This is a genomic window from Flavobacterium sp. MK4S-17 (genome assembly GCF_009848495.1).
Lineage (GTDB): Bacteria > Bacteroidota > Bacteroidia > Flavobacteriales > Flavobacteriaceae > Flavobacterium.
Genome location: NZ_WWEP01000001.1, coordinates 87,072 through 113,983 on the forward strand (window position 1 = coordinate 87,072; position 26,912 = coordinate 113,983).

A 26,912-nucleotide genomic window follows, 5' to 3' on the forward strand; every position below is an offset into this window, starting at 1 on the left:
ATGAAAAAAGACAAAGATGCGATCCATAAGGCAACCCTGCCGCAGCACCTTAACGCGCTGTATTTACGGCTAAAGCTGGCGTGGGCAGAGTGGATGGACCACAGATCCAGACGGTTGGCACGGCGCGGGCAGTATATTGCCCTGGTGTTGTTTGTCACGGTCTCTTCCTGCTGTTGCCTGCTATTGCTATTGGGCGCTACCCGTAACCTTGGTACAATGGATTTAGCGCCTGTACCGATAAGTAAAGTGAAGGCAGCGGTAGAAAGCCCTGCCGCTGTAGTAAATGATTCCCTGTTGGAAACCCGTGTGCGCAGGTTCCGCAAGTATATGGACAGCCTTGCCCGCTCACCGTCAGGGCGAAGGATTCGTGACAGCATAGTATCCGCCCGGCCCGGCCTTATTGATAGCATAAGAATGGCCGAATCATTAATTAAAAATCGAAAAACAAATACGTATGAAAAGCAATGAACAATCAAGAAAAGACAGGAGGAGGAAACTGCTCTGGCTCCTTCCGCTTTTAGCCCTTCCTTTTGCTACCTTATTCTTTTGGGCAATGGGGGGAGGCGGGGCAGCGCAGTCCGAAGGCACCACTGCGAAAGGGTTTAACCTCAAACTGCCTTCTGCCAAGGTAAATAATGATGAGGGCCTGGACAAGCTCAATTATTATGATCAGGCAGCACTCGATTCGTCAAAAGTAGCGGAACTGCGCAAAAAGGATCCTAATTACCGGCATGATTCACTGGAAATAGCCAGTGATTCTGCCGCACTTCAGCGAAAGTATGGCGGCCTTGCCGTAAGCCGCTTCCAAAGCCCACAGGAAAAGCAGGTTTATGAGCGGCTGGAAGCATTACAGCGCGCTGTCAGCTCGCCCCTGCCTGCAAAGGCATCAATAGCTGAAAGCGCTCCTGTAATTCAACAACCGGATGCCCATTTTGCCCCGCAGGCAGCAAAACTGGAGGAGATGATGCAGTCCATGGGCGCACCATCAGAGTGCGATCCAGAGCTGGAACAGATAGGGGGGATGCTGGAAAGCATACTCGATATACAGTACCCTGAGCGTATGGAGCAGAAGCTCAAGGCAGCTTCCAGCGCAGAGAGGGGCAGGGTCTATCCTGTAGCCACCACTAAAGAAACTAATGTAATAACAACGCTCGATGGTCAGCAGCTATCGGTCAGCAGCACATTCAGCAACGGTAGCACGCACAACGGCTTTTTTTCCCTCGAGCAAAGCAATGAGCAGTCAAAAGAAAATGCCGTACAGGCAGTGGTTGCGGAAACACAGGTTGTCGTCAACGGCTCTACTGTCAAAATGCAATTGGGCCAGGACATCTATATCAATGGTAAAAAGATCCCTAAAAATACCTATGTGTATGGGACTGCCTCACTGAAAGGCGAACGGTTGACAATAGCAATAACCAATATCAGGCACGGCAATTCACTATTCCCGGTAGAACTCAAGGTATATGACCTTGACGGGCTGGATGGTATTTACATACCCGGGGCCATTAACCGTGAAGTGGCTAAATCATCAGCCGACCGATCCGTGCAAACCCTTGGGGTCACCACATTAAGCGATTCCTGGGGCGCCCAGGCTGCAGGAGCCGGCATCGAAGCGGCCAAAGGGCTATTCAGTAAGAAAGTGAAGCTTGTCAAAGTTACCCTTAAGGCCGGTTACAATATTTTACTGAAAGACGAAAAGCAGAAAGAATAACCTTAAATCTAATACCATGAAAATCCGAACCATTATTAAAATTCTACTTCTGGCGCTGCCGTGGCCTGTCCTTTCACAATCTGCAGGTACAGCGCTACCCGTAACACGATCGATCGACATTACTGACCAGCAGACTACGAGCCTCCTTTTTCCCTATCCCATTGCAAGTGTGGACAGGGGAAGCCAGGACATACTGGCACAAAAGCCAAAAGGTGTAGAAAATGTGCTGCAGATTAAGGCGGCACAAGAACAGTTTATGCAATCTAACCTTACAGTTGTCACTACAGACGGTAAGCTTTACAATTTCCAGGTATGCTATACTAACGAGCCGGCAGCGCTTGCCTATGATTTCAGCAACGGCGACAAACAGGCTGTCGTATCACTCACCGACTTTGAGAAAGCTGACAGTATCAATGCTTTGGCTTCCGCAGCCTACCACGACCGCAACCGCATCAGCCTAAAGGAAAGCGACTACGGCATTACCTTATCCATCACCGGGATGTTTGTGGCGGATGATTACTTCTTTTACAGGATAACAATTGCGAATGACAGCAACATCAGCTACGATATTGACCAGCTGCGCTTCTTTGTTAAAGACCAGAAAAGAAGCAGGAGAACCGCGTCGCAGGAAGTGGAAATCGCACCCTTAACCTACTGGATGCACATAGAAAAAGTACCCGCTAAAGGGATAAAAACTTTTGTAGCCGTGCTTCCGAAATTTACAATTCCAAACAAGAAGAATCTCCATCTGCAGCTAACTGAAAAATCGGGCGGCAGGCACCTGCAGATGAAGGTAAGGAACAGCAAGAGGGACGATGTAGTGCCGCTGCCCACATTCAGCAAATAATTAAATTATACTATCATGAACGAGAAGAATTTTGATTACCTGAAAGACCAGGTAAAGTATACCGGTTTTGGCGAGGCGCTTGAGGGAGAGCTCAGGCAGAATATTGAGCAGCAGCAGGCTACCTTCAGCCTGAAACATGATACCTTTTATGGTGATGATAAAGTTTCTGCGGAACTCCATTTCAAGAAATCGGACCAGACGGACCTTTACTTTTTCAACTCCTATAAAGTTACTTTACAAAAAGAGGGGAGGCCGGAATCGCTGGAACAGACGTTTTACATCAACAGGGGAAACAATATAACCCTAAAGGAGGCTTATAACCTGATGGAAGGCAGGGCCGTCAACAAAAACCTCACCAATAAGGAGGGGCAGGAGTATAATGCATGGGTACAGCTCGACTTCAAAGATGCCGACGCTAACGGTAATTTCCGCCAGAAGCATTACCATGAGAACTACGGATACGACCTGGAGGCTGTAGTCTCCAGGCACCCTATAAAGGAACTGGATAACCCATCCCATAAAGATGACCTGCTGAATTCACTGAAAAAAGGCAACCGGCAATCCGCGACCTTCATCAAAGACGGCCAGGAAGTGAAGCAATATATAGAGGCCACGCCACAGTTCAAAACACTCACGATCTATGATGCTGACCAAAGGCGCCTTGATACCCGCCAGGCTAAAGAGCAGCAACAATCCCAGAGCAGCGAAACCTCCAAGAAGCAGGATATAAAAGCTAAGCAGTCAAACGGTGAGGAGGACGGCCCGGGTGAGCAACAGGAAAAGAAGCAGCGGCGTAAAGCACAAAAATTGTAGAGATGAGTACCAGTAAGCCCCTTTTTGCTTTTTTTGATAAGGCGCGCGACGATATGCGTATCAGCAGTACACATATCGGAATTTTTGCAGCGCTGCTTAAGTACAGGCAGGAAAGGGGCTTTTCCAACCCCATACAGGCGTACAGCCATGATATCATGCCGCTGGCGAAAATCTCCGCTATTAAAACCTATTGCCGTTGCCTTAAGGACCTGAGCAACTACGGATACATCAAATATGAGCCGTCGAAAAAGAAAAATAAGCCGAGTACCATCTACTTCCCTGAATAATCAAACATTATGAAGCCTTATACCTTTGACCAGATACCAAAGCTGATAGGAAAGCTATTTGACAAGATGGAGCGGATTGAGCTCCTGTTGAAGACGCTTTCTCCTGAGTCAAAGCAGCAGGAGGAATTGCTGAACATCACTGAAGCTGCTAAACTGCTTAATTTATCCGTGCCGACAGTATATTCTAAGGTCAGCCGGAACGAGATACCTGTCTGTAAAAAAGGCAAGCGGCTTTATTTTTACAAATCAGAATTACTATTCTGGATAAAGTCCGGGAAGGTTAAAACTATCGAGGAAATACACAGCGATGTTGAGAAGCGCCTTAATAACCGCTGATTTTGTTTTCCGAAACAAATGTTATCTTTCCCGCAGCTGCCCTTTTCTTCTCATCTACAAGCTTCGCATATACCTGCGTTGTCCTTACATTTTTATGGCCAAGCATTTTCGATACCGTAAAAATATCGGTACCTGCTGAGACCTGCAGTGTTGCATATGTATGGCGAAAGCAGTGAAAGGTAATATGCTTCTTAATTCCTGCCTCGGCTACCCATACAGGCAGTATGCGGTCAACATCCCACTTCTTTAGTCCGGAGAATACTTTTTCCTTATCATCCTTTCTTTCACCCAGCAGCATATACGCCTCTTCAGATATTGGCAGGAGTTCCCATCCCTCGGTCTTTTCCTGCCGGAAGCTTATACCTGCACCCGTACTTTTACTGTAGTGCACCTCGCCCCAAGATAACTTAGCTATATCAGAGTAACGCAGGCCTGTCAAGATCGAGAAAAGCGAAATTCGTTTGACAATCTCTTTTTTACAGGGTGCATGGAACAATGCGATTGCTTCTTCACGGGTCAGGAAATCCCTTTTCGCCTCGTATTCCGGAATACTGTCAACAGCTGCATTAACATCATTTTGCAACATCTGCTGCTTGTAGGCTTTACGCAGTGTAGCTTTTAGCTTATTGAAATAGGAGAGGGCAGTATTCCTTGATAATGGTTTTCCGTTCTCCCTAAGGCTTTTAGCGCTCAGGAGATAGGCCTTGAACCCTTCTGCCAGCTCTACGGTCATATCACTAAAAACGGTAGGTTTTCCTGCGCGAAACATCTCGAAATGGGCTATTGAGCTATCCCATATTATCCTGTTGTTGCCTTCCTTTAAATCTGCCTGCTTCCTGAAATAATCTAAAAAAGAGGCTTCCATCACTTTCTGCTTTTTGAGCTGTTCTATTTCAAAGGGCGTATAAATGTGGTCCTTGTTTACCTCGTTCTGCCGCTTAGCGCAGATCAGTTCCGCTATATGCCAATTTTCATGGTTAATAATCTTGTCCGCCTGGCTCTTTGGCTTGGCTATGAGGTGCAACCTTAGAAATTCGCGCCTTGAATATTCCCCTGTTTGCGCATTAAAGTAAGGAGGATAGAAATCAAGGTACAGTGACAGCCTTCCTTTTGATATCGATTTCTTGCGAAGTGTAACTTTTATCTTTTTCATAATCATGCGGCATTGAAGAGAAGGTTAATATCTTTTTTTGAGACATAGGTAAACCTGCCGATTGCATACTTTGCAATCCCGAACTGCTGGATCAGGTTATATAGCGCGGCAGAGGAAACATTGAATCGCTGCTGTACTTCGGTGATGGTATAGCAACTCTCAATACCGGGAAACTCCTGAACCGGCGGGTCAATTTCGGTGGTAATCGGAGCTATGAAGAAGCTTTCCATGTCTGCCCTTTTAAGTACGGTACGGTTGCCAAATTTGGCAATATTCAGACATCCCCGGTTAATTAACCTGTAAATTGTCCTGCGGCTGATGCCAAAAAGCAGCGCTGCCTGGTCGACGTTTAAGAACTCCATAGCCTTGACACGGGTAAGGTCCCCGGTTAAAATAAGTTCTGTTTCGGCCGCGGTTTTCAGGACTTTGGCCTGTCTTTCAACATCTTTGTACGCACGACTGTTGCATTTGTGCGAGCAGTACCTTGTGCGGGTAGTCCTTGCGATAAATTCATTTTTACAGAATTCGCAGATCTTCGGAATCTTTAAATTAGAGCTCATAATGTGACTGTTTGTGTCCCATTGTGTCTATGTGTGCCTCTGTGTGCCATAATTTCCCCTGATTTTGTACCTCCAATCATTGTTGATCTCGGGGTACAAATGGGGTACAAAACGGAGCAAAATATCTATAACTAAAATAAAGTAACAGAAAAATAAAAACCAGTTAAATTGCTGTTTTATAACAATTTAACTGGTTTAGTTTGTTTTGTTTTGCGATATTATGTGCTGCTACTTACCGATACAGAAATTAGCAAATATATTACCAAGCAACTCATCATTTGTAACTTGCCCTGTAATTTCTCCGAAGTAAAAAAGTGCCTGGCGTATATCTATTGCCATTAAGTCGGCTGATACGCCCGAATTTAAACCAAATTTGACCTTTTGGATTTCCTCCAGTGCTTTTAAAAGGGAATCATAATGCCGTGTATTTGTAACTATAGTTTCATTATTGCGCAGGGCGCCTGTATTAACAAACGATAGGAGTTTTTCTTTCAAAATTTCAATACCTGAATGTTGTTTTGCAGATATTAAAAATATATCCTCAACAGAATATAACAGCATATCCTTTTGTTCCTCTGTAAGGGCATCAGCTTTATTGCCTATTATTAAAAGCGGTTTTTGCGGGAAACGGTTTTTAATCTTTTCAATTTCAATATTTATCGTTTCAATGAATGAAGCTTTACTATTTATCTGTAATGTGTCAACCAGGTAAATAACAACTTTTGCCTGTTCTATTTTTTCAAAGGTTTTTTTTATGCCTATGCTTTCAACAATATCCTGTGTTTCGCGTATTCCTGCCGTATCAATAAAGCGAAATCCGATACCGTTGATAACCAACTCATCTTCTATAGTATCGCGTGTTGTACCTGCTATGTCCGATACTATAGCTCTTTCCTCATTTAATAATGCATTCAACAGTGTAGATTTTCCTACATTCGGCTCACCTACAATAGTTACAGGTATGCCGTTTTTAATAACATTGCCAATAGCAAAGGAGTCTATAAGGCGTTTTAGCACAAATTCAATCCTTTCTAATAAATCATAAAACTGTGTCCTGTCGGCAAACTCCACATCTTCTTCCGAAAAATCAAGTTCCAGTTCAATCAGAGAGGCAAAATTCAATAGCTCTTCACGCAGTTTTGCTATTTCGGTACTAAAACCGCCACGCATTTGCTGCATGGCTACCTGATGAGATGCTTCATTATCTGATGCTATAAGGTCGGCAACGGCTTCCGCCTGGCTTAAATCCAGTTTGCCGTTTAAAAAAGCACGCAGTGTAAATTCGCCAGCGTTTGCCATACGGCAACCCTTACGCAACAATAACTGTATGATTTGCTGTTGTATATAAACCGAACCGTGGCAGGAAATTTCAATAACATCCTCGCCTGTATAGGAATTGGGGCCCCTGAATAGCGAAACCAGCACCTGGTCGAAAATTTTATTGTTTTCAACGATATTTCCTAAGTGGATGGTGTGTGTTTTTTGGGTTGAGATATCTTTGCCCGAAACTGACTGGAATATTTGCGATGCTATTGTAAAGGCATTGTTTCCTGAAAGGCGTATAATGGCAATTGCCCCTGCGCCGGAAGGGGTAGCTAAAGCTACTATAGTGTCCTGCGGTATCATTATCGTTTATTTTTTACAAAGATAAACCTTTTAAAGTAGCCATTTCAGGCAGTTTAACGTTCTTTAAAATTATGATTTGTTATAGGTTATTATTATTGTGTTAAGTAAATTTAAAAGTAGGAATTATCCGCATTTTTTTATATCTTTAATGAGAAATAATTAGTACCATGAAACGGATTCTTTTTCCAACCGACTTTTCTGAGGCTGCCAAAACAGCATATGTATATGCTTTAAAGTTTGCCGATTCATTTAACGCGGAAGTAATTATACTGCACGTGTATGACCTGCCAATTGTTGAAACGCCTCCAATGCCGGAAACCACGAAAGAAATTTTTGACATTGTGGAGATGAACCAGTTTGAAAGTTTCAGGGAGCAGCTTCCCGAACTTCATACCCTTGCGGAAAGCAAAGGCCTTGGACATGTTAAAATGAGAAGCGTGCTACTGTATGGTGACCTTATTTATAATATCAATAAAGTTTGTGAGGAGGAAGGGGTTGATATGGTAATAATGGGTACTAAAGGTGCTACAGGTTTAAAGGAAACTTTTATAGGTTCTGTAACTGCTTCTGTCATAGCAAATGTTACTGTGCCTGTTTTAGGGATACCTGCAGAGGCTGATTTTAATGATATTAAAACTATAGCTTTTACTACGCAGTATAAGGATAAAGATAATGATGCTTTAAAACGGGCTTTGGAAATAGCGGATAAATTTGATGCCGGTATTGCCTGCCTGTATATAAAGAATCCTGATGATCCTGAGGATATTGATGAGCGTATTAATGACTGGAAAATTTATTACAAGGATAAGAATATTGACTTTTTTAATATAGCCGGCGACCATATTGAGCAGACCATACTGGATTTTATAGAAAACCAAAAGGTTGACATGCTTGTAATGAGAACACACAAAAGAGGTTTTTTTGAAGGTTTATTTCACAGAAGCTTAACAAAGAAAATGGCCTACCATACAAAAGTGCCAATCTTAATATTTCATAATTAGTGAGTTATGTTTAATTATTTAACTTTTAAATAATTTATAATTTTAATTTGTTGTTAATTTATTTTATATAAGTCATTTCAAATTTGTTTTTTATAAGGAAAATTCATAATATTGTATTGCATCCACCCCTAAAAAGATTACCTACATATTGATTTTCTAAAATAACCCCTAAAAAGGTTGTGCTGTTTATTTTATAATAATAAAATAATAGTGGCATGAATTTTAGAACAAGACTGTCATATAATAACAGGTTGTTATTTGTGTACAAAGACGGACAAGTGAAACAGACAAGATTTGTTGAAGTTTCATATTTTGGAGATAACTATGTATTGGCAAAATGCAGCGACAGTGTATTTTATACTTTGCTGGATTTAGATGGAAATGAGCTTTCGGAAGAGATTCACGTGGTACACCGTTTTCAAAACGGACTTTTGCTTACTTACAATTTTTTTGAGAAAAACTATAAGTCATCTGACGGTATAAGTTATGTTATTAATTATAACGTATACAAAGCTTTAAATTTTGATACCGGTAAGTCTTTTGTTGTTAATGTTATCCAGTCAGATAATCTGCTGAATAGTAATGAGAATGATTTTCTCAAGAATAAACATTGGAAGGTTACGGTTAAAGAATTTTTAAATAAGCCAATATACTGCTTTAAAGATTTTGTTTTTTCAGAATTGCTTGATAACCAGTATTTAATTGTTGCTTCATATTTTGATTTCAACATTGCAAAAGCATCAGCAGAGAAGGGTACAGGCACTACTTTTAACTTTGATGTGCATAAATATAAAAGAATATGGGGAGTAGTCGATATTTATAACTGTAAGGAATATAATGACGAAACTGATATTAATGATAAAATACTTTCTAAATTAACCTTTAATGAAGCCGAATATGAACTGGCTGAGTTAATGGAACTTCCTGAAAAACCTATTCTTGAAGATTACAAAGAGAAAGCCGTATTTAACGATGTGGCTGCCGAATTTGTGATGTACAATAACTGGAAGAAGAAGAACAGGTGGAAATCAATGCTTTTAGGAATTTTGTCTTTGAACATCAACTAACTAATTACTATAAAAGCTGTAGAATTAATTCTACAGCTTTTTATTCGTTAATTTTATCTTAATAAGATGATAATTTATATATTTGCGGTGCCCAAAATATCGTAAATATGTTTAAATTAATTTTACCTCCCGTGCCTTTATTAAGGCTTGTAGGCAATGCCTTACAACTTTGGTTGTTGCCATTACCAGGTTTAAAACCTGCCGTAATCAAATTAAACAAAAAAGATGTATCTGTAGTTTTTTATGCTGCTGTTGCTTATGTAGTTGCAGTTATGGTTACTATGGTACATGGTTTTTCATCAATTAGTAAAATTTGCTAAACCAAGCAGATTAATTCCGGAAATTGATAAGAGCCTTACTGCTCATACTATCATAATTAAGATTTATAATTTTAACCAATTATTTATTTGTGAACTTCTGTATAGATAGTTCAGATAATAGGAAAAAAACTAATTCGTTATGAGATTCATTTTTGATTATATAGAGCATTTTTGGATATCATTAAGCTCATTTCCATTTGTTATACAAATAGCAATATTTTTTATACTTTTTAGCTGTTTAGCAACTATGTCTTTTATGATTATTGTATTTGCTGTGCGCAGGACAAAAGCAATTAAAGAAAAGATTGTAAAGGAGTTAAGGCCCAGGATGTTTACATTTTTAAGGAACATTGTAATATCCAAAGACGAATATACGGAAGAAGAAATCCTTAATTCATTTGTAGAAAATTTTGGCGAACTTACTAAAAAGGTATATGTATCACTGATACCTACGCTCGAAGATGTTTTTAAGCAGGAAAAACACCAATTGAATTATAACAATTATATGAATATTGTAAATTCATTAAAAATTGACGAGTACCTTGAAAAACGACTTGATTTTTCCAATACACGTGTACGTTTAAGAGCCTTTCAGTCATTATCAAGGCTTGAACTTACAATTTCAGACTCAAAAATATTACCACATACTTACGCCAAGAACTCATCTTTGCGTAAAGAATCGAGGGCTTCATACGTAGGTGTAAGTAATAATGACCCGTTTAAATTTTTCGACCAGGAAAATGACCTTAACGACTGGGACCAGATAAGCCTTATGCAGCAGTTTTTACTGCACCATAAAGATAACCTGCCCAACTTTAGTAAATGGATTAAATACTCTAAAGATACTGCACAAATAAGGTTTTTTATTAAAATGGCAGCCTATTTTAAACAATCATCTGCCATAAACACAGTGAAAGAACTTTTAGTGCATGAAGACCATATAGTGCGAAAAGAAGCCATTTTAGGCTTGGGCAGGATGAGGGTAAAAGAAGTGGAAAAAAGGTTTATCCAAATGTATTTTACACAGCCTTTGGTTTGTCAAAATGCAATAATTGAGGCTATATCATATATAAATTCGGGGGAATCACTTGAATTTTTAACAGAAGCCTATCATTCGGTTAATAACAGCGATTCTAAAAAACTTATTGCTGAAGTTATCTATTTATACGGAGATGCCGGCAGGGCTTATTTTAATGAACTTCTTAAAGTGGAGGAGGAGTTTAACCTACTTATATTAAAGCACGTTCAAAACCCTTTAATACCTTCGGCACTAAAAGTGTATCACGAAAAATTAAAACAGCAAACTGAAGAAACTACATCCGATAAACCTGCATCAATTAAAAGCAAAATAATTTCCAAGGCAGGATACTAATATTAATATGATAATCATATTAAAAAAACTATTACATGGGGGCAACCTTTGACTTTTTTGAATACTTTGTCTTCTTTTACGCATCTTCAATGTTTTTTGTGTATCTGGTGCTGGGTGTGCTTTCAATACTGAATATAACCCGATACCGTACTTACAATTCAAGGCTTGATGACCAGTTTTTAATTGACTCTCCGCTAACACCGGGTATCTCGGTTGTGGCTCCGGCTTATAATGAAGAAAAAACCATAATTGTAAACGTAAAATCGCTGCTGACTTTAAATTATCCGTTGTTTGAGGTAATTATTGTGAATGACGGTAGTAAAGATAAAACACTGGATCTTTTAATTGAGGAATTTGATCTTGAGGAAACACCCTATGCTTATGTTGAAAGGATAAAAACAAAGCCGTTTAAAAGGATATTTAAGTCTACCAATCCAAAATATTCTAAACTTACGGTTGTAGATAAAGTAAATGGCGGTACTAAGGCAGATGCATCCAATGCAGGTATCAATGCCTCGCAATATCCTTATTTTGTTTGTACCGATGTGGATTGTATATTAGACAGGAACACGATGCTGCGCATGATTAAGCCCATCCTTAACTCTAAGGTTAAAGTAATTGCTGTAGGCGCAACGTTAAGAATGTCTAATAGTTGCGAAATTGATGAAGGTGTAATTGAGCGTGTAAAGCCGCCAAAAAGATTAATCCCAAGATTTCAGGAACTGGAATATCTGCGTGCCTACCTTTTTGGTAAAATGGGGTGGAGCCTTATAAACTGTGTGCCGAACGTGTCGGGCGGTCTAGGGCTATTTGATAAGGAAGTGGCTGTAAATGCCGGTGGATATGATGGTGCTTCGCATGCCGAGGATATGGATATTATGGTGAAGATGGCAGCTTATATGATTAATAACCACCAAAAATATAAAATAGGCTACATACCGGTTTCCTGCTGCTGGACGGAAGGCCCGCCTAACGTAAGGATTTTGGGCAGGCAGCGTGTGCGTTGGGCTACAGGCCTTGCCCAGATATTTTTTGTGCACAGGAAAATATTGCTAAACCCTACATATAAAAAATTAGGACTTGTAACTTTCCCATTCCAGTTAATTTATGAATTCCTTGCACCGATTATTGAAGCAATAGGTATTGTTTACTTCATATTCCTTGTACTTAAAGGGGATGTAAACTGGCAGATGGCAGGTTATATTTTCCTTTATTCCTATTCGCTTGCTATAATGTTCGGTACTATGGTTATTTTTCTTGATAACTTTGTTAAAAGGCAATATAAAACAGCAAGGGAAACCATGAAGCTGTGGCTGGTAGTATTTTTAGAACCGTTTTTATACCACCCTTTACTGATTTATTTTTCTTTAAAAGGATACTTTAATTTTTACACCTCCAGGCAAATGGAGTGGGGAACTATGACCCGGCAGGGATATGAAAATACAAATAAGCAACCCAAAATAAATACTGATTCACAGGATAATGGATAAGAGTTTAACCCCGGGTTTTTTCAGGCTTTTTATCTGCATATTATTATTTAATGTTCAGTGGGCTTTGCATGCGCAAAGCATATCATCGGATGAATATTATGCAATGGCAAAAGTAGAAGGGAACGAGAAAAAGAATTTTGCCAAGGCAGCCGATTACTGTGAAAAAGCACTAAAGCAGGCACCGTTTGATATGGATATTAAGGAATATCTGGGTAAATGTTATATGGAAATGGGCCAGCTTGAAAAGGCACGCATTGTTTTGCTTGAGGTTTTGCAGCGCAGCCCTAAAAGGGTTGATGCCCGCCATTACCTTTTAAATATAGAAACTCAGGAAAAAAGGTATTCCAGCGCGGTTTGCTATGCTAACGAACTGCTTGAAATTACCCCCTACAGCAAAACACTGTGGATGCGTAAAATAAACCTGTATAACCTTATGAACAACAGGATGGAAGCCAACAGGGAAACGCGCCGCCTGTACCAGATTTTCCCTGATGATGCGGAAATAAGGATAATGTACAATAATGTGCTTAAGGAAGATGCCCTTAAAATGAATAAGGAAGGCGACCTTACCAGCGCAGTTAAACAATATGAAGAAGCCCTTAAGGTGACTAAAGATGATGCCAATTTATATTTAAACCTTATAAACCTGTATTTAAAGTTAGGCAATACAAATGCTGCGCTTAACATGGCTGACAGGGGATTGTTTTACCTGCCCAACAACAGGGAAATATTAAATAAAAAGATCGGGATTTTACAGGAGCAGGGGCAATACCAGCAAGCTATTGATTTGGTACAAAAACAGCTTAAAAAAGGACCGTCAGCCTATTACAGCGAATTATTAATTTACCTCACTGCCGAAGCAGCAAGGTATTATAAAAATTCTGACCCATATATATTATACGGGCAGTTGTATGAAAGGGATAAAGGCAATACTGAAGCACACGATTACCTGTTAAGTACTGCTTTAAGCAGGGGGTATTATTATGATGCACAACAGATGCTTACGCAGGATTTAAAATCAAATCCCAATTCAAAAGAGTTGTTGTCTAAGCAGCTCTATTTATACGAAAGCCAACAGAATATACAGGGGGCAAACAGTACTATCGAAAAGTTGTATGCCCTGTATCCGCAGGATGCAGATATACGTGCCAAATATGATGCTTTATCATACCAGAATGCCAAAATGCGTTTTATGGAACAGGATTATAAAGCAGCACTTCCTGTATTTGTAAGGCTATCAAGTCATCCGGAATATGGCAGGTCAGCCAATAATTATATCTATTCCATTTACCTTGCGCAAAAGTCATACAGCAAGGCTATGGATTTAATTGACACTCTTATAAATGAAAATCCCGGGGAACACCAGTTAGTACTTAAAAAAATAGATTTGCTGGCCACAATGCAGGATTATGAAAACGCATATGAAATGGCACGGGAGTACAGGGACAGGTATCCTGATTATCCTGAGTATGGGTATATGGTAAAAGACCTTTCTATTGAATATATTAAATACCTTAATGAAAGGGAAGGCTATGCTACTATTAAGGTTATAGCAGATGAACTTCTGGAAACCGACCCTTATAATATGCAGGCTTATCAGTATGGTATAGGCGCAAGAATTTCCATGGGCGAAAACCAGGAAGCTATGCAGCTTATACAGGCAGCGCTGGAACGCTTTCCAGATTCAAAAGAAATGAAGCTTAAAGAAGCAGGTGTTTATTCAGCCTTGGGTGAACATGAAAAGGCTGTTGCCTCATTAAAGGCATTATCTGAAAAGTATCCTTACAATAATACTATGAGGGGTGCCCTGATTGAAGAAATGTTTCTGCTTGCCAAGCAAAGGGAAGATGATGATGATTTTTTCCATGCCAAAGATGTTTATCATGAAATTCTGGCAATAAAGCCTAATGATACGCTTGCAGCACTTAAACTTGCCAATATTTACATAAAGAGGCAGGAATATGTAGAAGCGATGGTAATTGTTGACCGCAGCCTTGAGCTTAATAAGGATAACAATGAACTTTTATATAAAAAAGGCCAGATTTATGAAGCAATGGGCGATTATAAAAGGGCTTTGGCCTTTCAAAAGAAATATGTGCCGCCTTATTATAAATATGATGAGCACATGGATCACCTGGATTACCTTGAAGCCAAGACCTTTAAAAACCAGGTTAATATAAGCTATCTTAGTGCTACTACCGATTCCATACCTATTAATACCTCTGTGGCTACTGTTGAGTATTTGAGGTTTGAAAAGAACAATACATACGTAGGCCGTATGAACTATGCTGCAAGGAATACCGGAGTAGGTGTGCAGGGTGAGGTTGACTGGTACCATACGTTTAAAAATAAATCAAGCTTTTTGGCCAATGCTGGTATTGCCAACCAGTTTTTTTCAAAATACAAAGTAGGGTTGTCTTATTTCCAGCCGTATAAAAAAGTATGGCAAAGTGAGTTGGGCATACGCTACACAGCCTTGCAGGACGACAGGAACCTTATATCAGGTATTTTGGGACTGGAACGCGCATTTGACCGTGTATGGCTTAACGCAAGGGTTTCATTAATGAGGGATGAGGAAGATGTATATAATAATATCCTTTTACAGGCAAGGTTTTACATGCGTAACGAAAGGAATTATGTTATAGCCATGGCATCGGCCGGTACAGCACCCGAAGACCAGAAACTCGATTTCCAGACCAATACTTTCCTGTCTTATGTAAATACTATGGTAGGCGGTGGCTATTTTCACTACACCAGTCACAGGACAAGTGTGGGTATAATGGGCAACTGGTATAATTACCGGGTTACTGAGAACAGCTATATCAACCAGTATAATTTATTCTTAACCATCAGGACAAGGTTTTAATATGCTTAATAAATTAACCATATATATATTTATCTTTTTTTGCACAGGGTGTAGTGGTGCTTCCAAAGATGTTATATTCTACCAAAAAGGAAAGATAGCTCCTGTTATAGTAGTTGAAGATATGGGTGCAGCTTCTGTTGCTGTTGATTTCAGGGATTTGTTTGAAAAGGCTACCGGAGCAAGGTTACAGATTCTCAATAAAATTGGTACAGAAAAACATTATATTAAAATAGGCTTTAGTAAAGACAACAAAGGTTATTTCAATATTAAATGGGATAATGATGCATTACATATTACTGCTGCCGGTAAAGAAAGTTTGTATTATGGCTGTAGGCACTTTTTATCTGAATATGCAGGGATAAGCCAGTTTAATGTTTACAGGAATAACAGTTTAACTGATACAATAAAATTTCCCCAGGATTTGGATTATACCTTTATACCTGATTTTGAATACAGGGAACCTTTTTTTACAGATAATTATAATGCTGAATTCCGAAAGTGGAATAAAACTAATACGCTTGATGAACATTGGGGGTTGTGGGGGCATAATATTGCAAAGGTTATAAAACCTACCGCCGAAATGATGGCTGAAATAAATGGCGAAAAAAATGAGGAGCAATTCTGTTTTTCCAGCCCCGAACTTGAAAAAGCTATTATTAATCACATAAACAGGCAGGAGCAGGATAACCCAGGGCATGATAAATTTATGATAATGCCCAACGATAACGCAATTGTTTGCCAATGCAGCAAGTGTATTGCAAAAGGCAATACAAAAACAAATGCAAGCCCTGCTGTTTTTTCTTTACTAAATAAACTTTCTGTTAAGTTTCCATATAAGCAGTTTTTTAGCACTGCTTATATTACTACACAGCACCCGCCCGCATTTAAACTGGCTGACAATGCAGGGGTAATGATAAGCACAATGGATTTTCCTAAGGGAGTGGTAATTAGCAAATCGAATAAAAAAGAGAAAATTGCCGCAATTTTTTCAGATTGGAAAAAAGTAACCGACAAAATTTATATTTGGGATTATGCAGTAAACTTTGATAATTATTTCCAGTCCTACCCAACATTATCCATAACGCAGGAAAACCTGAAATTTTATAAAAATGCCGGGGCAAAGGGTGTTTTTATGCATGGCAGGGAGGATGCTTACTGTGCTTTTGGAGATCTTAAATGTTATGTTTATGCACAGCTACTCTCGAATGTAGGTATTGATATTGATACTGCCGTTGCTTATTATTTTAAACAACAATACCCTGAATTCAGCGAAATACTAACCGATTATTATCTTAAAATTGACCATCTTTCGCTGGAATCAAACAAAGTGCTTGATATTTATGGCGGACTGAAACAGGCGAAGAAAAAATATTTAAACACTGATGAATTTAATACCTTTTATTCCAATATCATTCAAAGGGCAGATAATAATGAATATAGGGAACTAAATCCTTTATTGCTGGCCTTAACATTCCAAAAACTGGAATTAATGCGTACCAATAGTATTGGAAAAAATGGATATGCCAATTTTGATAGTGCTACAGCAACAGCAAAATTGAATACTGAAGTAGAGGAATTACTGGAAAGGTTGACAAAATTGCAGAAATCAACAGGTATTGAATCATTTAAAGAAGCAGGCTTTTCCATAAATGATTACATAGGCTTGTGGAGGGACGAAATTGTAAAACCGGGTTATAAAAACCTGTTGTATGGTAAAAATTTTACGTTGCTTTCTGCTCAGGATGAAGATTATACAGATATGAACATGCTGAACGATGGCGCAATAGGCTTTCATGATTATTATAATAACTGGGTTTTGAATACAGTTGACGCCTTTTCGGTAAAAATAAATGCATCTGATATCGCCGGGGCCCATGAACTGGAAATGAATTTTTTAAGCGATGTGCGCCATAATATATATTTACCCCAAAAGCTTGAAGTTACTGTTGACGGTAAAAAATATGAAACTGTATTAGCTTTTGATAACAACAGAGACAGGATATATAAACACAAAGCTGTAATGCCGTTACAGGTTAATACAGACAGCAGGGAGGTTATTATAAAAGTTATTAAGCAAAATGATTTTAAAAGTAAATCAATAGCCTGCGATGAAATTATTTTTAAATAGAGTAAAGGGAGGTATGAAAAATTTTAATTTCAGCAGAAAATATTTAGGCATTGCATATACATGTTTTTTTGCCCTTATGCTTGCAGGCTGTGGTGGAGATGGAGAGAATGCATTACTGGAACCTACTACTATAGAAATTGAAGACCCATTGAGGCATTATTATCCTATAATACAGGGGCAGAAGCAAAATATAGTAGTAAAGATTACCAATACCGGAGATGAGCCCCTTAAAATTTTTAATGTGCTGCCTTCCTGCGGATGCACACTTGCCAAATTTCCAAAAAACGCAATTGCGCCCGATAACTACGGGCTTATTGAAATGGAATATAACAGTACCAAAAATATTGGCTATGTAGGTATTTACACTACCATAATAGCAAATACCAAAATAAAATCTCATACCATATTTTTTGACCTTTATGTAGTGCCCGATGCGCTTTACACTAAAGATTATGAAGAACTTTACCAGATAGAGATGGAAAAGGAAAAAGGGCTTGGTATACAGAAAATGGTTGATGGCGAAACAAACCAAAGGGGGTATATAGTTGACTCTACAGGGGTAAGAAAATTTAAATAAACAACTACTACACAAATATTCCCGCTTCGGCGGGATTTTTTATTTGCAGATGTATCTTTGCTTTTCATCAATATCACAATGCAATACTATACCTCACGCAAGCAAAAGTTTGAAGCACAACTTTCAGCTTTAAAAATAAAGTATAACCAAATAAGCATTCTCCGCCTGTTATTAATAGTGTTATGCTTTATATCCGGTTATTATTACCTTCAGCCCGGCAGCAATATTTTATATTTAACCGCCATGGCATTGTGTATAATTGCTTTTATTTACGTAATGCGTTACCATTCTGTACTTGCAAGGCGCAAATTGCATGCAGCCACTATTGTTGCTATTAATGATGATGAGATAAACTTTTTAAAAAGGGAAAAGAACACTTTTGATAATGGAGCAGAATATACTGACCACAAGCATTCTTACTTGTATGACCTGGATATTTTTGGCACCCATTCCTTATTTCAGCATATTAACCGTACAGAAACGTGGAAAGGAAAAGATGTTTTAGCTTCGCTGTTTAAAAAAGTCCTGCCACAGGAACAGATAACTGACAACCAGGAAGCCATAAAGGAACTTGCAGATAAAACAGACTGGCGGCAGGAAATAACAGCTTTGGGCAGGATAAAAAAAGATGACAAGGCTATTTATAATAAGTTGATAGACTGGAGTAACAGCAGGAGTAAAGCTGTTACATTTCTTCAAAATATAATTGCCGTGGTTTCACCATTTATATTAGTAGCCTGTTTTGTTACTTACCTTATTACAGATAATACAGCGTTTTTTTCTGCGTGCGGCTACCTTTTTGTATTTAACCTTATATGCCTTTCAACTGTTTCTAAAAGTATTAAGGCAGAGGTAAATTATATTACAGAAATAGATGAGATAATTCATAACTATAGTTTGATAATCAAATCAATAGAAAATGAAAAATTTAACTCCGCAAAACTCAATAAATTAAAGAACCAGTTGTATCAGGAAACAATACCTGCCAGTAGGCGGATAAAAAAACTGGCTGAACTATTTTCAAGAATGGACTCTATAGGTAACCTCTTTGCAGCCGTACTATTTAACGGCTTGTTCCTTTTCCATATCCATACTTTAAAATCCCTGCAAGGCTGGAAAGAGAAAAATGCAAAGAATATTGAAGGCTGGCTTAATGTTATTGCTGAAGTTGAAGCTTTAAGCAGTTTGGGGAACTTTTATTATAACAATAAAGGGTTTGTATTTCCACAACTGAACACACAAAATAAAATATCTTTTAAAAACCTTGCACACCCATTACTAAATCCTGATACCAGGATAGGCAATGATATAGATTTTGAACCGCATTTTACAATCCTCACGGGTTCCAATATGTCAGGTAAAAGTACATTTTTACGCAGTTTAGGGGTTAATATGGTGCTTGCAGGTATTGGTGCGCCTGTGTGTGCTTCCTCAGCAGTGGTGCATCCTTTACCTATACTTGTTTCCATGCGCCTTTCCGATTCACTTTCCGATAGCGAATCCTACTTTTTTGCAGAAGTGAAAAGGTTGAAGGAAATAATGGAAAAGCTTGATAAAAAGCAATGCTTTGTTTTGCTGGATGAAATACTGCGGGGCACCAATTCTGACGATAAGCGTGCAGGAACTATTGGTGTAATAAAAAAAATGGTAGAAAAAAATGCTTTAGGCGCGATTGCCACACATGATATTGAAGTATGCAACATTGCAGCCGATTTCCCTCATGCTTTGATAAACCGCTGCTTTGAGGTAGAAATTAACAAAGGTGAGCTTTACTTTGATTATAAACTGCGGAATGGCGTATGCCGCAATAAGAGTGCAACTTTTTTAATGGAAAAAATGGATGTTATATAACTGCCGGTTTCTTTTAGCCTTAAATTAACACCTAAAGAATTCTTAATTAGGTAAATGCCTGTTTGGGTTTTAGTAATTTCATTGAATATTAATTTAAAATAAAATTACTATGCCTTTTATTACAACCAACTCAGTTAGTTTATCAGGAAGTTCAGAACAAGTTAAAATATTTTACCAGGATATCGGCCGTGGTAAACCTGTAGTACTTATACATGGCTGGCCACTTAATAATGAAATGTGGGAATACCAGTATAATGAATTGCCAAAGCACAATATACGGGTTATTAGTTATGACAGGAGAGGGTTTGGTAAATCATCACGCCCCTGGGACGGGTATGATTATGATACTTTTGCATCTGACCTTAAACTTGTACTGGAAGAACTTGACTTAACAGATGTAACACTTGTAGGCTTCTCCATGGGCGGGGGAGAGGTAGCCCGTTATCTTTCCAAATATAATACTGATGGCAGGGTAACACGTGCTGCCCTTGTAAGTGCTGTTACACCTTACCTGCTAAAGACTGATAATAACCCAAATGGCATGCTTCAGGAAGAGTTTGACGGCATACGTGAGCAGCTTGAGGATGATAGGCCAAAATTTTTGGCTTCTTTCAGTAAATCATTTTATGGCGTGCATTTATTCAGCCAGCCTGTAAGCGATGACTTCCTGCACAGGGATTTAATGCTCACACTCAACTCGGCAGGTTATGCTACTATCAAATCCATGCAGGCATGGTCATCTACAGATTTCAGGGACGACCTTACTAAAATTAAAATACCACTGCTTGTTATACATGGTAAAGCAGACGAAACTGTGCCCATCAGTGCTTCGGCAGAAGAAACGGTTAAGTTAGTACCACACGCAGCATATATAGTATATGATGATGCACCACACGGCTTATTCTATACACATAAAAATAAGTTTAATGAAGATATTATCAACTTCATAAATTCCTAAACATAATTATGAATAACAAAAATACCGCCCGTAAAGGCGGTATTTTTTATGGTTAAGGTTAGTTAAATAGCTTTTTTAGCTGTTAAGCATTACCGGCATTACAAGCATGGTAACGGTTTCGCCTTCATCAAGCCCGTCAACGGGTGTAAGTATCCCTGCACGGTTAGGCAGCGACATTTCAAGCATAATTTCATCACTATGCAGGTTATTCAGCATCTCGGTAAGGAAACGTGAATTAAAGCCAATCTGCATATCATCACCCTGATAGTCGCAGGTAAGCCTTTCTTCAGCCTTGTTAGAGTAGTCAATATCCTCGGCAGAAATATTAAGTTCGGTACCAGCAATTTTCAGGCGTATCTGGTGTGTAGTTTTGTTAGAAAATATGGCCACACGGCGCACAGAACTTAAAAACTGTGTACGGTTTATTAATAGCTTGTTAGGGTTCTCTTTAGGTATTACTGCTTCATAATTAGGGTATTTACCATCAATAAGTCGGCAGGTCAATACATAATTATCAAAAGAGAAAGTAGCGTTGGAATCGTTATAATCAATCTTCACTTCCGCGTCAGAAGTAGAAAGTATTCCTTTTAAAATATTTAAAGGCTTTTTAGGCATGATAAAATCAGCAACCTGAGATGCCTTTACATCGGCTCTTGCATATTTTACAAGCTTATGTGCATCGGTAGCTACAAAAATAAGCCCTTCCGGCGAAAACTGGAAAAACACACCCGACATAACCGGGCGCAAATCATCATTACCTGCGGCAAATATAGTTTTACTTATTGCTGTGGCAAGCACTTCGGCAGGAACAATAGTAGAAGACGGGTCTTCTAAGGTTACCGCTTTAGGAAATTCATCACCCGAAGCATAGGCTAAGGCATATTTACCCGAATTAGAGCTGATTTCTATAGTATTATTGTCTTCAACTGTAAATGTAAGCGGCTGCTCAGGGAAAGTTTTTAATGTTTCCAAAAGCAGTTTGGCAGGTACAGCCACGCTTCCCTGGCTCTCAGAATCAATATCCAGGGTTGCAGACATGGTAGTTTCCAGGTCTGATGCTGAAACTGTTAGTTGCTTGTTGTCTAATTCAAAAAGGAAATTATCTAAAATAGGCAGGGTATTGCTGCTGTTTATAACGCTTCCCAATACCTGTAGCTGCTTTAGCAAATATGAACTGGATACTATAAATTTCATCTTGTTTTGTTTATTTATGCGTAAAACCGTTGCATTTTACATTTCACAAATATATCGTAATCAAATTGAATACTGAAACATTTTTTATTAACACTTATCGTGAATATTTACGCCTTCTGAGGTAAGTGAATAACAATCCTGCAATCAGCAATATAAGTAACGGTATCCCTATTGTAACCAACTGCACAGTAGTGTAATTTTCCTCTACTTTTACATTATCTAAAAATTTAAGGTCAATTCTCTTGCTCCTTATGTTAATCAGACTGGAGTCATTCATAAGATAGTTTACGCAGTTTAGCAGAAAATCTTTATTGCTATATATCTGTTGTGTCCATGGATCAATACCGCCGTCAAGTGGTTTTTTATTTACATAGGTATAGTTGATAATATCGCCATCAGCAATAACAATCATTTTATTTTCCTTACCTTCATCGATATTGTTTTTAAGTTCAAAGGGTTTCACTCTGTTTTTAAATGCCGATGTAAATTTTCCTTCCAGTAATACTGCAATTGGTATATTTCCCTGAGTATATTCTCCAGGATTAAGGTTATCCATAAACTGCCCTAAGCTAACTTCCTGGGGTGTGCCAACTGTTCGCGATTCAGATGAGCTTCTTAATAGTATTGTTTTTTTGATATTATTAGCAAGAGTGTCTATTGAATTGGCAAATTCAAGTTTTACTAAGTTGATATTTTTATTTACAGGATGATTTTCTTCTGACTGTACTATAGGGGAGTATAACCAATCAACAGGTGCAGGGCCGTTTGGTGACTGCACGGTTATGGGTGTCGAAAACAAATCTTGTATAAGCCTGTCGTTAATACGAATTCCATATTTGAAAAACATATCATCAAGGTTCAGGTTGTTAGGAAATGCAAGCGAGGTCTGATTTTTATTTCTAAGACTATCAAGATCGATACTGACTTTATCAATCATCCAAATGCTTTTTCCGCCTGACATTATATACTGGTCAAAGACATATTTTTCATCATCTGTAAAAGTTGTGGTGGGTTTGGCAACAATTGCAAGGTCAAAACGGTTTAAGTTTTCCAAGGTTTTTTTCCTGTCGTTTTGCAATGAGTCGATATTAAACTCTCCCAATAAATAATATGCGCTAAGGTTTCTAAGAAAATCGGCCATATATTTATCTTCCAGTTCTCCATTGCCTTTAAGTACCGCTATTTTCTTTTTGTCGGTAGTAGTCAGCTTATATATTGCATCAGTAAATGCATATTCTAGTAATTCTACTGATTTATTAATGTTTGCCTCGGCTGTATGGCCATAGCTATTCACCAATAGAGGCACTTTTACCGATTTTTGACCGATATTAGCTATAGCCCAAGGGAATATCTGTACTATAGATTTTTTACCTTTTTTATTGATATTGATATTAGTAGGAGTAAAACCAAGTGCATAAAGTTCCTGCATATACTGTTCAGCAGTAGTTTCATCTTCAAGCGGATCATTAAAGTTGAATATGATGTTTGGATTCCTAAGTTGGTACTCTTCCAAAAGGCTACGTGTTTCCTTTTGCAGTCTTCTAAATTCTGGAGGTAATTCCCCTCCGAGGAAAACATCAATATATAAAGGTTCTGATACTTTTTCGATAAGCTCAGTAGTAGTTAAAGATAATGTATAACGTTTATCTGTAGTAAGGTCAAAACGGATATATAGAAAATGCGCCAGTATGTTAATAAATACAATGGCAAAAATAACAACAACTAGTTTTAATATGCTTTTTTTCTTTATTCTTTCCATTACCATTTCAGCGATTTAAGTTTATAAACAGTTAACGCCAAAAATAAAGCAGCAATACTAAAAAAGTATATAATATCACGTGTATCTAAAACCCCGCGGCTCATACTTTTAAAATGGTAGTCCATGCCCAAAGCAGCTATTAATCTGCCGGACTGTCCCATAATGCCGGAAATACCCTCAAAACCAAAATAAAATATAAAACAAAGAAATACTGAAATTATAAAGGCAACAATCTGGTTATCGGACAGGGCAGAAGTAAATATTCCTATCGCCGTATAACCTGCAATTAAAAAAAGCAGCCCGAAATAGGAGCCGAGAGTACTGCCCATATCAATATTCCCTTCCGGGTTGCCAAGAGCCGAAAGCACAAATACATATACTAATGTTGGCAGCAAAGCAAGCAGTATTAAAATAAATGCACCAAAAAATTTACCGTTTACAATTTCCCATGTGCTTAAAGGCTTGGTAAATAATAATTCGATTGTGCCCTGCTTTTTCTCGTCGGAAAAACTGCGCATGGTTACGGCAGGAATAAGAAACAATAATATCCACGGGGCAAGGGTAAAGAAGGGGGTAAGGTCGGCAAAGCCGCTGTCCAGTATATTAAAATCGCCTTCAAAAACCCAAAGGAAAAGTCCGTTTAACAAAAGGAAAATGGCAATAACCAAATACCCTGTCGGCGAACCGAAAAAAGATTTAATTTCCCTACTTAGTAATGCTTTCATTTAGTTTATACTTATTTGTTAAAGTATGTATTTTTTTAATCCAGTGTAACAAGCCTGTCAACACTCCATGCCTGCGCTTTTTCGCTGAAAAGCTGCTTTGTAAATGCCCAAACCTCCTTAAATAAATCCGAATTGCGGTAATTTTCAAGGTCTTGTTCTGTTTCCCAGTAGCTATAGGTAAAAAACACTGTAGCATCCTGCTTGTCCCTGTATAGTTCTAGAAAACGGTTTCCGGGAAAATTTCGTATGTGCTGTTTCACTTCATCAAAATTAGAAAGGAAAGCATCGGTTGTCCCTTCCCTGAAATGCATTTTTACAATTCTTATAAACATTCTGATTATTTATTGCTCGTTTTTAAATACAATACTCACCATATCACGGTATTTTAACCCTAATAATGTTTTAGCCGAACCTACTGAAGAGGGGTTGCTGCGGTAAATGGCGATTTCTAAAAAGCCTACCTCATTAAAAATAGCAAGCCTTTCGCCCTCATAATTTTTTAGGGATGAATTTTCGCTTATCCTAAAGTCCGAATACCCTGCCTTTATATTTTTTATTGTCTTATTGCTAAAAACAATTTCATAATCCCTGCCGCGTCCCACATCTTTAAACATTTGCCTTGTTATATTGGTAACACAATTGCCAAAATGGTCTATATAAACCACATAGCCTTTAATGCTTGCTTTATCGCCCGGTATTACCGGCTGAAGCTCGTTAACTTCCTTAATTTTTGCAGTTTCCCGGCCTATAACATTCAGCAGGCCGCCACGTGCTATGTGGCAGGCTACTTTGGCAAATACATCCATTTCGGTTGAGCCTTCAGGCAGCCTGTCATGTATATTTATTTCCACTATTTTTTGTGGTACTATCTTTTGCGTAAGCATACTCAGTATACCGTTATCGGCACAAATAAAATACTGCTCGTTCCACTGCATGGCAATATGCCTGCTTTCTACTGTAAGTTCAGCGTCAACACCAATAATATGCACGGTTCCTTTAGGGAAGCTTTTATACGCACAGCCAATTATATAACTGGCTTCGGGTATATTAAATAAATCTACGTGGTGCGATATATCAATAATTGTGGCTTCGCGGTATTCTGATATAATTTTCCCTTTCAAAGCGCCCACAAAATGGTCTTTGAGGCCAAAGTCGGTAGTAAGGGTAATTATTGACATAAAATTGTGTAAAACTTTTAGAAAGTGCGATTAAAATTTCACTAAATTTGAATGCAAAGCTAATAATTAAATAGCTACTATCTCTAATTAAAATGAACTGCTTTTGAACGAAAGGACTATTGAACTGACCGATATAGCCCCTAAAGATTTTTGGGGTGCGCAGGACTCACATCTTGAAACTATTAAAAAATACTATCCCAAGCTTAAAATAGTAGCCAGGGGCACCACGCTGAAGGCTTTTGGGGAAAAAGAAATGCTGGACGAGTTTGAAAAGCGTTTTAAAAGGTTAATGCTGCATTTTTCCCGCTACAATAATATTGATGATAATGTAATTGAAAGGGTTATACAAAGCGACCAGCAGGTAGAGCACATGAACCCAGATGATAAGATACTGGTGCACGGCGTAGGCGGCAAGCTGATAAAGGCAATGACACCCAACCAGCAGAAACTGGTAGAGTCAATGTATAAAAATGATATGGTATTTGCTGTTGGCCCGGCAGGAACGGGGAAAACATATACCGGTGTAGCCCTTGCTGTTAAGGCATTAAAGGAAAAGCAGGTTAAACGCATTATACTAACCCGACCTGCGGTTGAGGCAGGAGAGAACCTCGGCTTTTTACCGGGCGACATGAAGGAAAAACTTGACCCTTATATGCAGCCGCTTTATGATGCACTAAGGGATATGATTCCGCCTGAAAAACTGGAGGATTATATTTTAAAAGGTATTATACAGATAGCACCGCTTGCATTTATGCGGGGGCGCACGCTTGACAATGCTTTTGTAATTCTTGATGAGGCACAAAATACCACACACTCCCAAATGAAAATGTTTTTAACCCGTATGGGCCGTAATGCCAAATTCATGATTACAGGCGACCCGGGGCAGGTTGACCTGCCGCGCCGGACTATCTCGGGACTTAAGGAAGCATTACTTATATTAAAGGACGTGGACGGTGTTGGCATTTTGTACCTTGACGATAAGGATATTGTGCGCCACAGGCTTGTTAAGAAAATTATTGATGCTTACAAGGCTATTGAAAACCATGATTAATTTTCAGTAAACTGTAAGTATTCTTACTATCTTCGTGCCTTA

The 26,912-nt window shown here is 38.6% G+C and carries 25 protein-coding genes; 17 read left to right on the top strand and 8 right to left on the bottom strand.

Going from position 1 to position 26,912, the window contains the following annotated elements; all coding sequences use genetic code 11:
• From GSF09_RS00435 to GSF09_RS00460, 6 genes are read left to right on the top strand one after another with little or no spacing between them, the layout of a single operon-like run.
• Positions 1-468: a hypothetical protein gene (locus tag GSF09_RS00435; protein ID WP_159798950.1), complete on the top strand. Its 468-nt coding sequence runs from the start codon at positions 1-3 to the stop codon at positions 466-468.
• Positions 455-1,711, top strand: a complete 1,257-nt coding sequence (gene traM, locus GSF09_RS00440; protein ID WP_159798951.1) for a conjugative transposon protein TraM — start codon at positions 455-457, stop codon at positions 1,709-1,711. The genes GSF09_RS00435 and traM overlap by 14 nt, the downstream gene beginning before the upstream one ends.
• 16 nt (positions 1,712-1,727) lie before the next feature.
• The gene (traN, locus tag GSF09_RS00445) at positions 1,728-2,558 is read left to right on the top strand and encodes a conjugative transposon protein TraN (RefSeq protein WP_159798952.1); all 831 of its coding nucleotides are present in this window, start codon (positions 1,728-1,730) and stop codon (positions 2,556-2,558) included.
• A gap of 15 nt (positions 2,559-2,573) precedes the next feature.
• Positions 2,574-3,371, top strand: a complete 798-nt coding sequence (locus tag GSF09_RS00450) for a hypothetical protein (protein ID WP_159798953.1) — start codon at positions 2,574-2,576, stop codon at positions 3,369-3,371.
• A 2-nt stretch (positions 3,372-3,373) separates the two neighbouring features.
• Positions 3,374-3,658, top strand: coding sequence for a hypothetical protein (locus GSF09_RS00455; RefSeq protein WP_159798954.1), 285 nt, complete (start codon positions 3,374-3,376; stop codon positions 3,656-3,658).
• Positions 3,659-3,667: 9 nt separating this feature from the next.
• Positions 3,668-3,994: a helix-turn-helix domain-containing protein gene (locus GSF09_RS00460; protein WP_159798955.1), complete on the top strand. Its 327-nt coding sequence runs from the start codon at positions 3,668-3,670 to the stop codon at positions 3,992-3,994.
• Here the strand turns inward: GSF09_RS00460 and GSF09_RS00465 are convergent.
• The 3 genes from GSF09_RS00465 to mnmE form a co-directional block, all read right to left on the bottom strand.
• Positions 3,981-5,147 (bottom strand): site-specific integrase, encoded by a 1,167-nt coding sequence (locus tag GSF09_RS00465; protein ID WP_159798956.1) that lies wholly within the window; start codon positions 5,145-5,147, stop codon positions 3,981-3,983. The two genes, GSF09_RS00460 and GSF09_RS00465, sit on opposite strands and share 14 nt — an antisense overlap.
• A 2-nt stretch (positions 5,148-5,149) precedes the next feature.
• Complete coding sequence (locus tag GSF09_RS13765) at positions 5,150-5,509, bottom strand: helix-turn-helix domain-containing protein (RefSeq protein ID WP_236564827.1); 360 nt, start codon at positions 5,507-5,509, stop codon at positions 5,150-5,152.
• Between the two features lie 426 nt (positions 5,510-5,935).
• A complete protein-coding gene (mnmE, locus tag GSF09_RS00475) occupies positions 5,936-7,333 on the bottom strand; it encodes a tRNA uridine-5-carboxymethylaminomethyl(34) synthesis GTPase MnmE (RefSeq protein ID WP_159798958.1) in 1,398 nt (465 codons plus the stop codon).
• Positions 7,334-7,500: 167 nt separating this feature from the next.
• On the opposite strand from mnmE, the gene GSF09_RS00480 reads away from it, so the two are divergent.
• The 10 genes from GSF09_RS00480 (at position 7,501) to GSF09_RS00525 (ending at position 20,963) form a co-directional block, all read left to right on the top strand.
• A complete protein-coding gene (locus GSF09_RS00480; RefSeq protein ID WP_159798959.1) occupies positions 7,501-8,334 on the top strand; it encodes a universal stress protein in 834 nt (277 codons plus the stop codon).
• 215 nt (positions 8,335-8,549) lie between these two features.
• Positions 8,550-9,401, top strand: coding sequence for a hypothetical protein (locus GSF09_RS00485; protein WP_159798960.1), 852 nt, complete (start codon positions 8,550-8,552; stop codon positions 9,399-9,401).
• A 107-nt stretch (positions 9,402-9,508) separates the two neighbouring features.
• Positions 9,509-9,721 (top strand): hypothetical protein, encoded by a 213-nt coding sequence (locus GSF09_RS00490; RefSeq protein ID WP_159798961.1) that lies wholly within the window; start codon positions 9,509-9,511, stop codon positions 9,719-9,721.
• 139 nt (positions 9,722-9,860) lie between these two features.
• Positions 9,861-11,093 (top strand): HEAT repeat domain-containing protein, encoded by a 1,233-nt coding sequence (locus GSF09_RS00495; RefSeq protein ID WP_159798962.1) that lies wholly within the window; start codon positions 9,861-9,863, stop codon positions 11,091-11,093.
• 35 nt (positions 11,094-11,128) lie between these two features.
• On the top strand, positions 11,129-12,583 hold the full coding sequence (locus GSF09_RS00500; RefSeq protein WP_159798963.1) for a glycosyltransferase: 1,455 nt from the start codon (positions 11,129-11,131) through the stop codon (positions 12,581-12,583).
• On the top strand, positions 12,576-15,449 hold the full coding sequence (locus tag GSF09_RS00505; protein WP_159798964.1) for a tetratricopeptide repeat protein: 2,874 nt from the start codon (positions 12,576-12,578) through the stop codon (positions 15,447-15,449). Before GSF09_RS00500 ends, GSF09_RS00505 begins: the two co-directional genes overlap by 8 nt.
• Position 15,450: 1 nt before the next feature.
• On the top strand, positions 15,451-17,577 hold the full coding sequence (locus GSF09_RS00510) for a DUF4838 domain-containing protein (protein ID WP_159798965.1): 2,127 nt from the start codon (positions 15,451-15,453) through the stop codon (positions 17,575-17,577).
• A gap of 13 nt (positions 17,578-17,590) precedes the next feature.
• Positions 17,591-18,154, top strand: coding sequence for a DUF1573 domain-containing protein (locus GSF09_RS00515; RefSeq protein WP_159798966.1), 564 nt, complete (start codon positions 17,591-17,593; stop codon positions 18,152-18,154).
• 78 nt (positions 18,155-18,232) lie between these two features.
• On the top strand, positions 18,233-20,005 hold the full coding sequence (locus GSF09_RS00520) for a DNA mismatch repair protein (RefSeq protein ID WP_159798967.1): 1,773 nt from the start codon (positions 18,233-18,235) through the stop codon (positions 20,003-20,005).
• A 109-nt stretch (positions 20,006-20,114) separates the two neighbouring features.
• Positions 20,115-20,963 (top strand): alpha/beta fold hydrolase, encoded by an 849-nt coding sequence (locus tag GSF09_RS00525; protein ID WP_159798968.1) that lies wholly within the window; start codon positions 20,115-20,117, stop codon positions 20,961-20,963.
• A 75-nt stretch (positions 20,964-21,038) separates the two neighbouring features.
• Here the strand turns inward: GSF09_RS00525 and dnaN are convergent, their stop codons facing one another.
• The 5 genes from dnaN to GSF09_RS00550 all read right to left on the bottom strand — a co-directional run bounded on the left by dnaN (position 21,039) and on the right by GSF09_RS00550 (position 25,819).
• Positions 21,039-22,157, bottom strand: coding sequence for a DNA polymerase III subunit beta (dnaN, locus tag GSF09_RS00530; protein WP_159798969.1), 1,119 nt, complete (start codon positions 22,155-22,157; stop codon positions 21,039-21,041).
• Between the two features lie 94 nt (positions 22,158-22,251).
• Positions 22,252-23,916, bottom strand: a complete 1,665-nt coding sequence (gene gldG, locus GSF09_RS00535) for a gliding motility-associated ABC transporter substrate-binding protein GldG (protein WP_159798970.1) — start codon at positions 23,914-23,916, stop codon at positions 22,252-22,254.
• Positions 23,916-24,641 carry a gliding motility-associated ABC transporter permease subunit GldF gene (gldF, locus tag GSF09_RS00540; RefSeq protein ID WP_159798971.1) on the bottom strand — a complete coding sequence of 242 codons (726 nt, stop codon included), beginning with the start codon at positions 24,639-24,641 and terminating at the stop codon, positions 23,916-23,918. Before gldF ends, gldG begins: the two co-directional genes overlap by 1 nt.
• 35 nt (positions 24,642-24,676) lie before the next feature.
• The gene (locus tag GSF09_RS00545; RefSeq protein WP_159798972.1) at positions 24,677-24,973 is read right to left on the bottom strand and encodes a putative quinol monooxygenase; all 297 of its coding nucleotides are present in this window, start codon (positions 24,971-24,973) and stop codon (positions 24,677-24,679) included.
• Positions 24,974-24,982: 9 nt separating this feature from the next.
• On the bottom strand, positions 24,983-25,819 hold the full coding sequence (locus tag GSF09_RS00550; RefSeq protein WP_159798973.1) for an S-adenosyl-l-methionine hydroxide adenosyltransferase family protein: 837 nt from the start codon (positions 25,817-25,819) through the stop codon (positions 24,983-24,985).
• 103 nt (positions 25,820-25,922) lie between these two features.
• On the opposite strand from GSF09_RS00550, the gene GSF09_RS00555 reads away from it, so the two are divergent.
• Entirely contained in the window at positions 25,923-26,870 is a 948-nt protein-coding gene (locus GSF09_RS00555; RefSeq protein WP_159798974.1) for a PhoH family protein, read from the top strand.
• The last annotated feature ends 42 nt before the right edge of the window (positions 26,871-26,912 follow it).

Coding starts and splice junctions, on each gene's coding strand:
- GSF09_RS00480 (WP_159798959.1), top strand. CDS start 7,501: ATGAAACGGATTCTTTTTCCAACCGACTTTTCTGAGGCTGCCAAAACA.
- mnmE (WP_159798958.1), bottom strand. CDS start 7,333: ATGATACCGCAGGACACTATAGTAGCTTTAGCTACCCCTTCCGGCGCA.
- GSF09_RS00450 (WP_159798953.1), top strand. CDS start 2,574: ATGAACGAGAAGAATTTTGATTACCTGAAAGACCAGGTAAAGTATACC.
- GSF09_RS13765 (WP_236564827.1), bottom strand. CDS start 5,509: ATGGAGTTCTTAAACGTCGACCAGGCAGCGCTGCTTTTTGGCATCAGC.
- dnaN (WP_159798969.1), bottom strand. CDS start 22,157: ATGAAATTTATAGTATCCAGTTCATATTTGCTAAAGCAGCTACAGGTA.
- GSF09_RS00465 (WP_159798956.1), bottom strand. CDS start 5,147: ATGAAAAAGATAAAAGTTACACTTCGCAAGAAATCGATATCAAAAGGA.
- GSF09_RS00500 (WP_159798963.1), top strand. CDS start 11,129: ATGGGGGCAACCTTTGACTTTTTTGAATACTTTGTCTTCTTTTACGCA.
- GSF09_RS00495 (WP_159798962.1), top strand. CDS start 9,861: ATGAGATTCATTTTTGATTATATAGAGCATTTTTGGATATCATTAAGC.
- traN (WP_159798952.1), top strand. CDS start 1,728: ATGAAAATCCGAACCATTATTAAAATTCTACTTCTGGCGCTGCCGTGG.
- GSF09_RS00550 (WP_159798973.1), bottom strand. CDS start 25,819: ATGTCAATAATTACCCTTACTACCGACTTTGGCCTCAAAGACCATTTT.
- GSF09_RS00505 (WP_159798964.1), top strand. CDS start 12,576: ATGGATAAGAGTTTAACCCCGGGTTTTTTCAGGCTTTTTATCTGCATA.
- GSF09_RS00490 (WP_159798961.1), top strand. CDS start 9,509: ATGTTTAAATTAATTTTACCTCCCGTGCCTTTATTAAGGCTTGTAGGC.
- gldG (WP_159798970.1), bottom strand. CDS start 23,916: ATGGAAAGAATAAAGAAAAAAAGCATATTAAAACTAGTTGTTGTTATT.
- GSF09_RS00520 (WP_159798967.1), top strand. CDS start 18,233: ATGCAATACTATACCTCACGCAAGCAAAAGTTTGAAGCACAACTTTCA.
- GSF09_RS00485 (WP_159798960.1), top strand. CDS start 8,550: ATGAATTTTAGAACAAGACTGTCATATAATAACAGGTTGTTATTTGTG.
- traM (WP_159798951.1), top strand. CDS start 455: ATGAAAAGCAATGAACAATCAAGAAAAGACAGGAGGAGGAAACTGCTC.
- GSF09_RS00510 (WP_159798965.1), top strand. CDS start 15,451: ATGCTTAATAAATTAACCATATATATATTTATCTTTTTTTGCACAGGG.
- GSF09_RS00460 (WP_159798955.1), top strand. CDS start 3,668: ATGAAGCCTTATACCTTTGACCAGATACCAAAGCTGATAGGAAAGCTA.
- GSF09_RS00435 (WP_159798950.1), top strand. CDS start 1: ATGAAAAAAGACAAAGATGCGATCCATAAGGCAACCCTGCCGCAGCAC.
- GSF09_RS00515 (WP_159798966.1), top strand. CDS start 17,591: ATGAAAAATTTTAATTTCAGCAGAAAATATTTAGGCATTGCATATACA.
- gldF (WP_159798971.1), bottom strand. CDS start 24,641: ATGAAAGCATTACTAAGTAGGGAAATTAAATCTTTTTTCGGTTCGCCG.
- GSF09_RS00525 (WP_159798968.1), top strand. CDS start 20,115: ATGCCTTTTATTACAACCAACTCAGTTAGTTTATCAGGAAGTTCAGAA.
- GSF09_RS00545 (WP_159798972.1), bottom strand. CDS start 24,973: ATGTTTATAAGAATTGTAAAAATGCATTTCAGGGAAGGGACAACCGAT.
- GSF09_RS00455 (WP_159798954.1), top strand. CDS start 3,374: ATGAGTACCAGTAAGCCCCTTTTTGCTTTTTTTGATAAGGCGCGCGAC.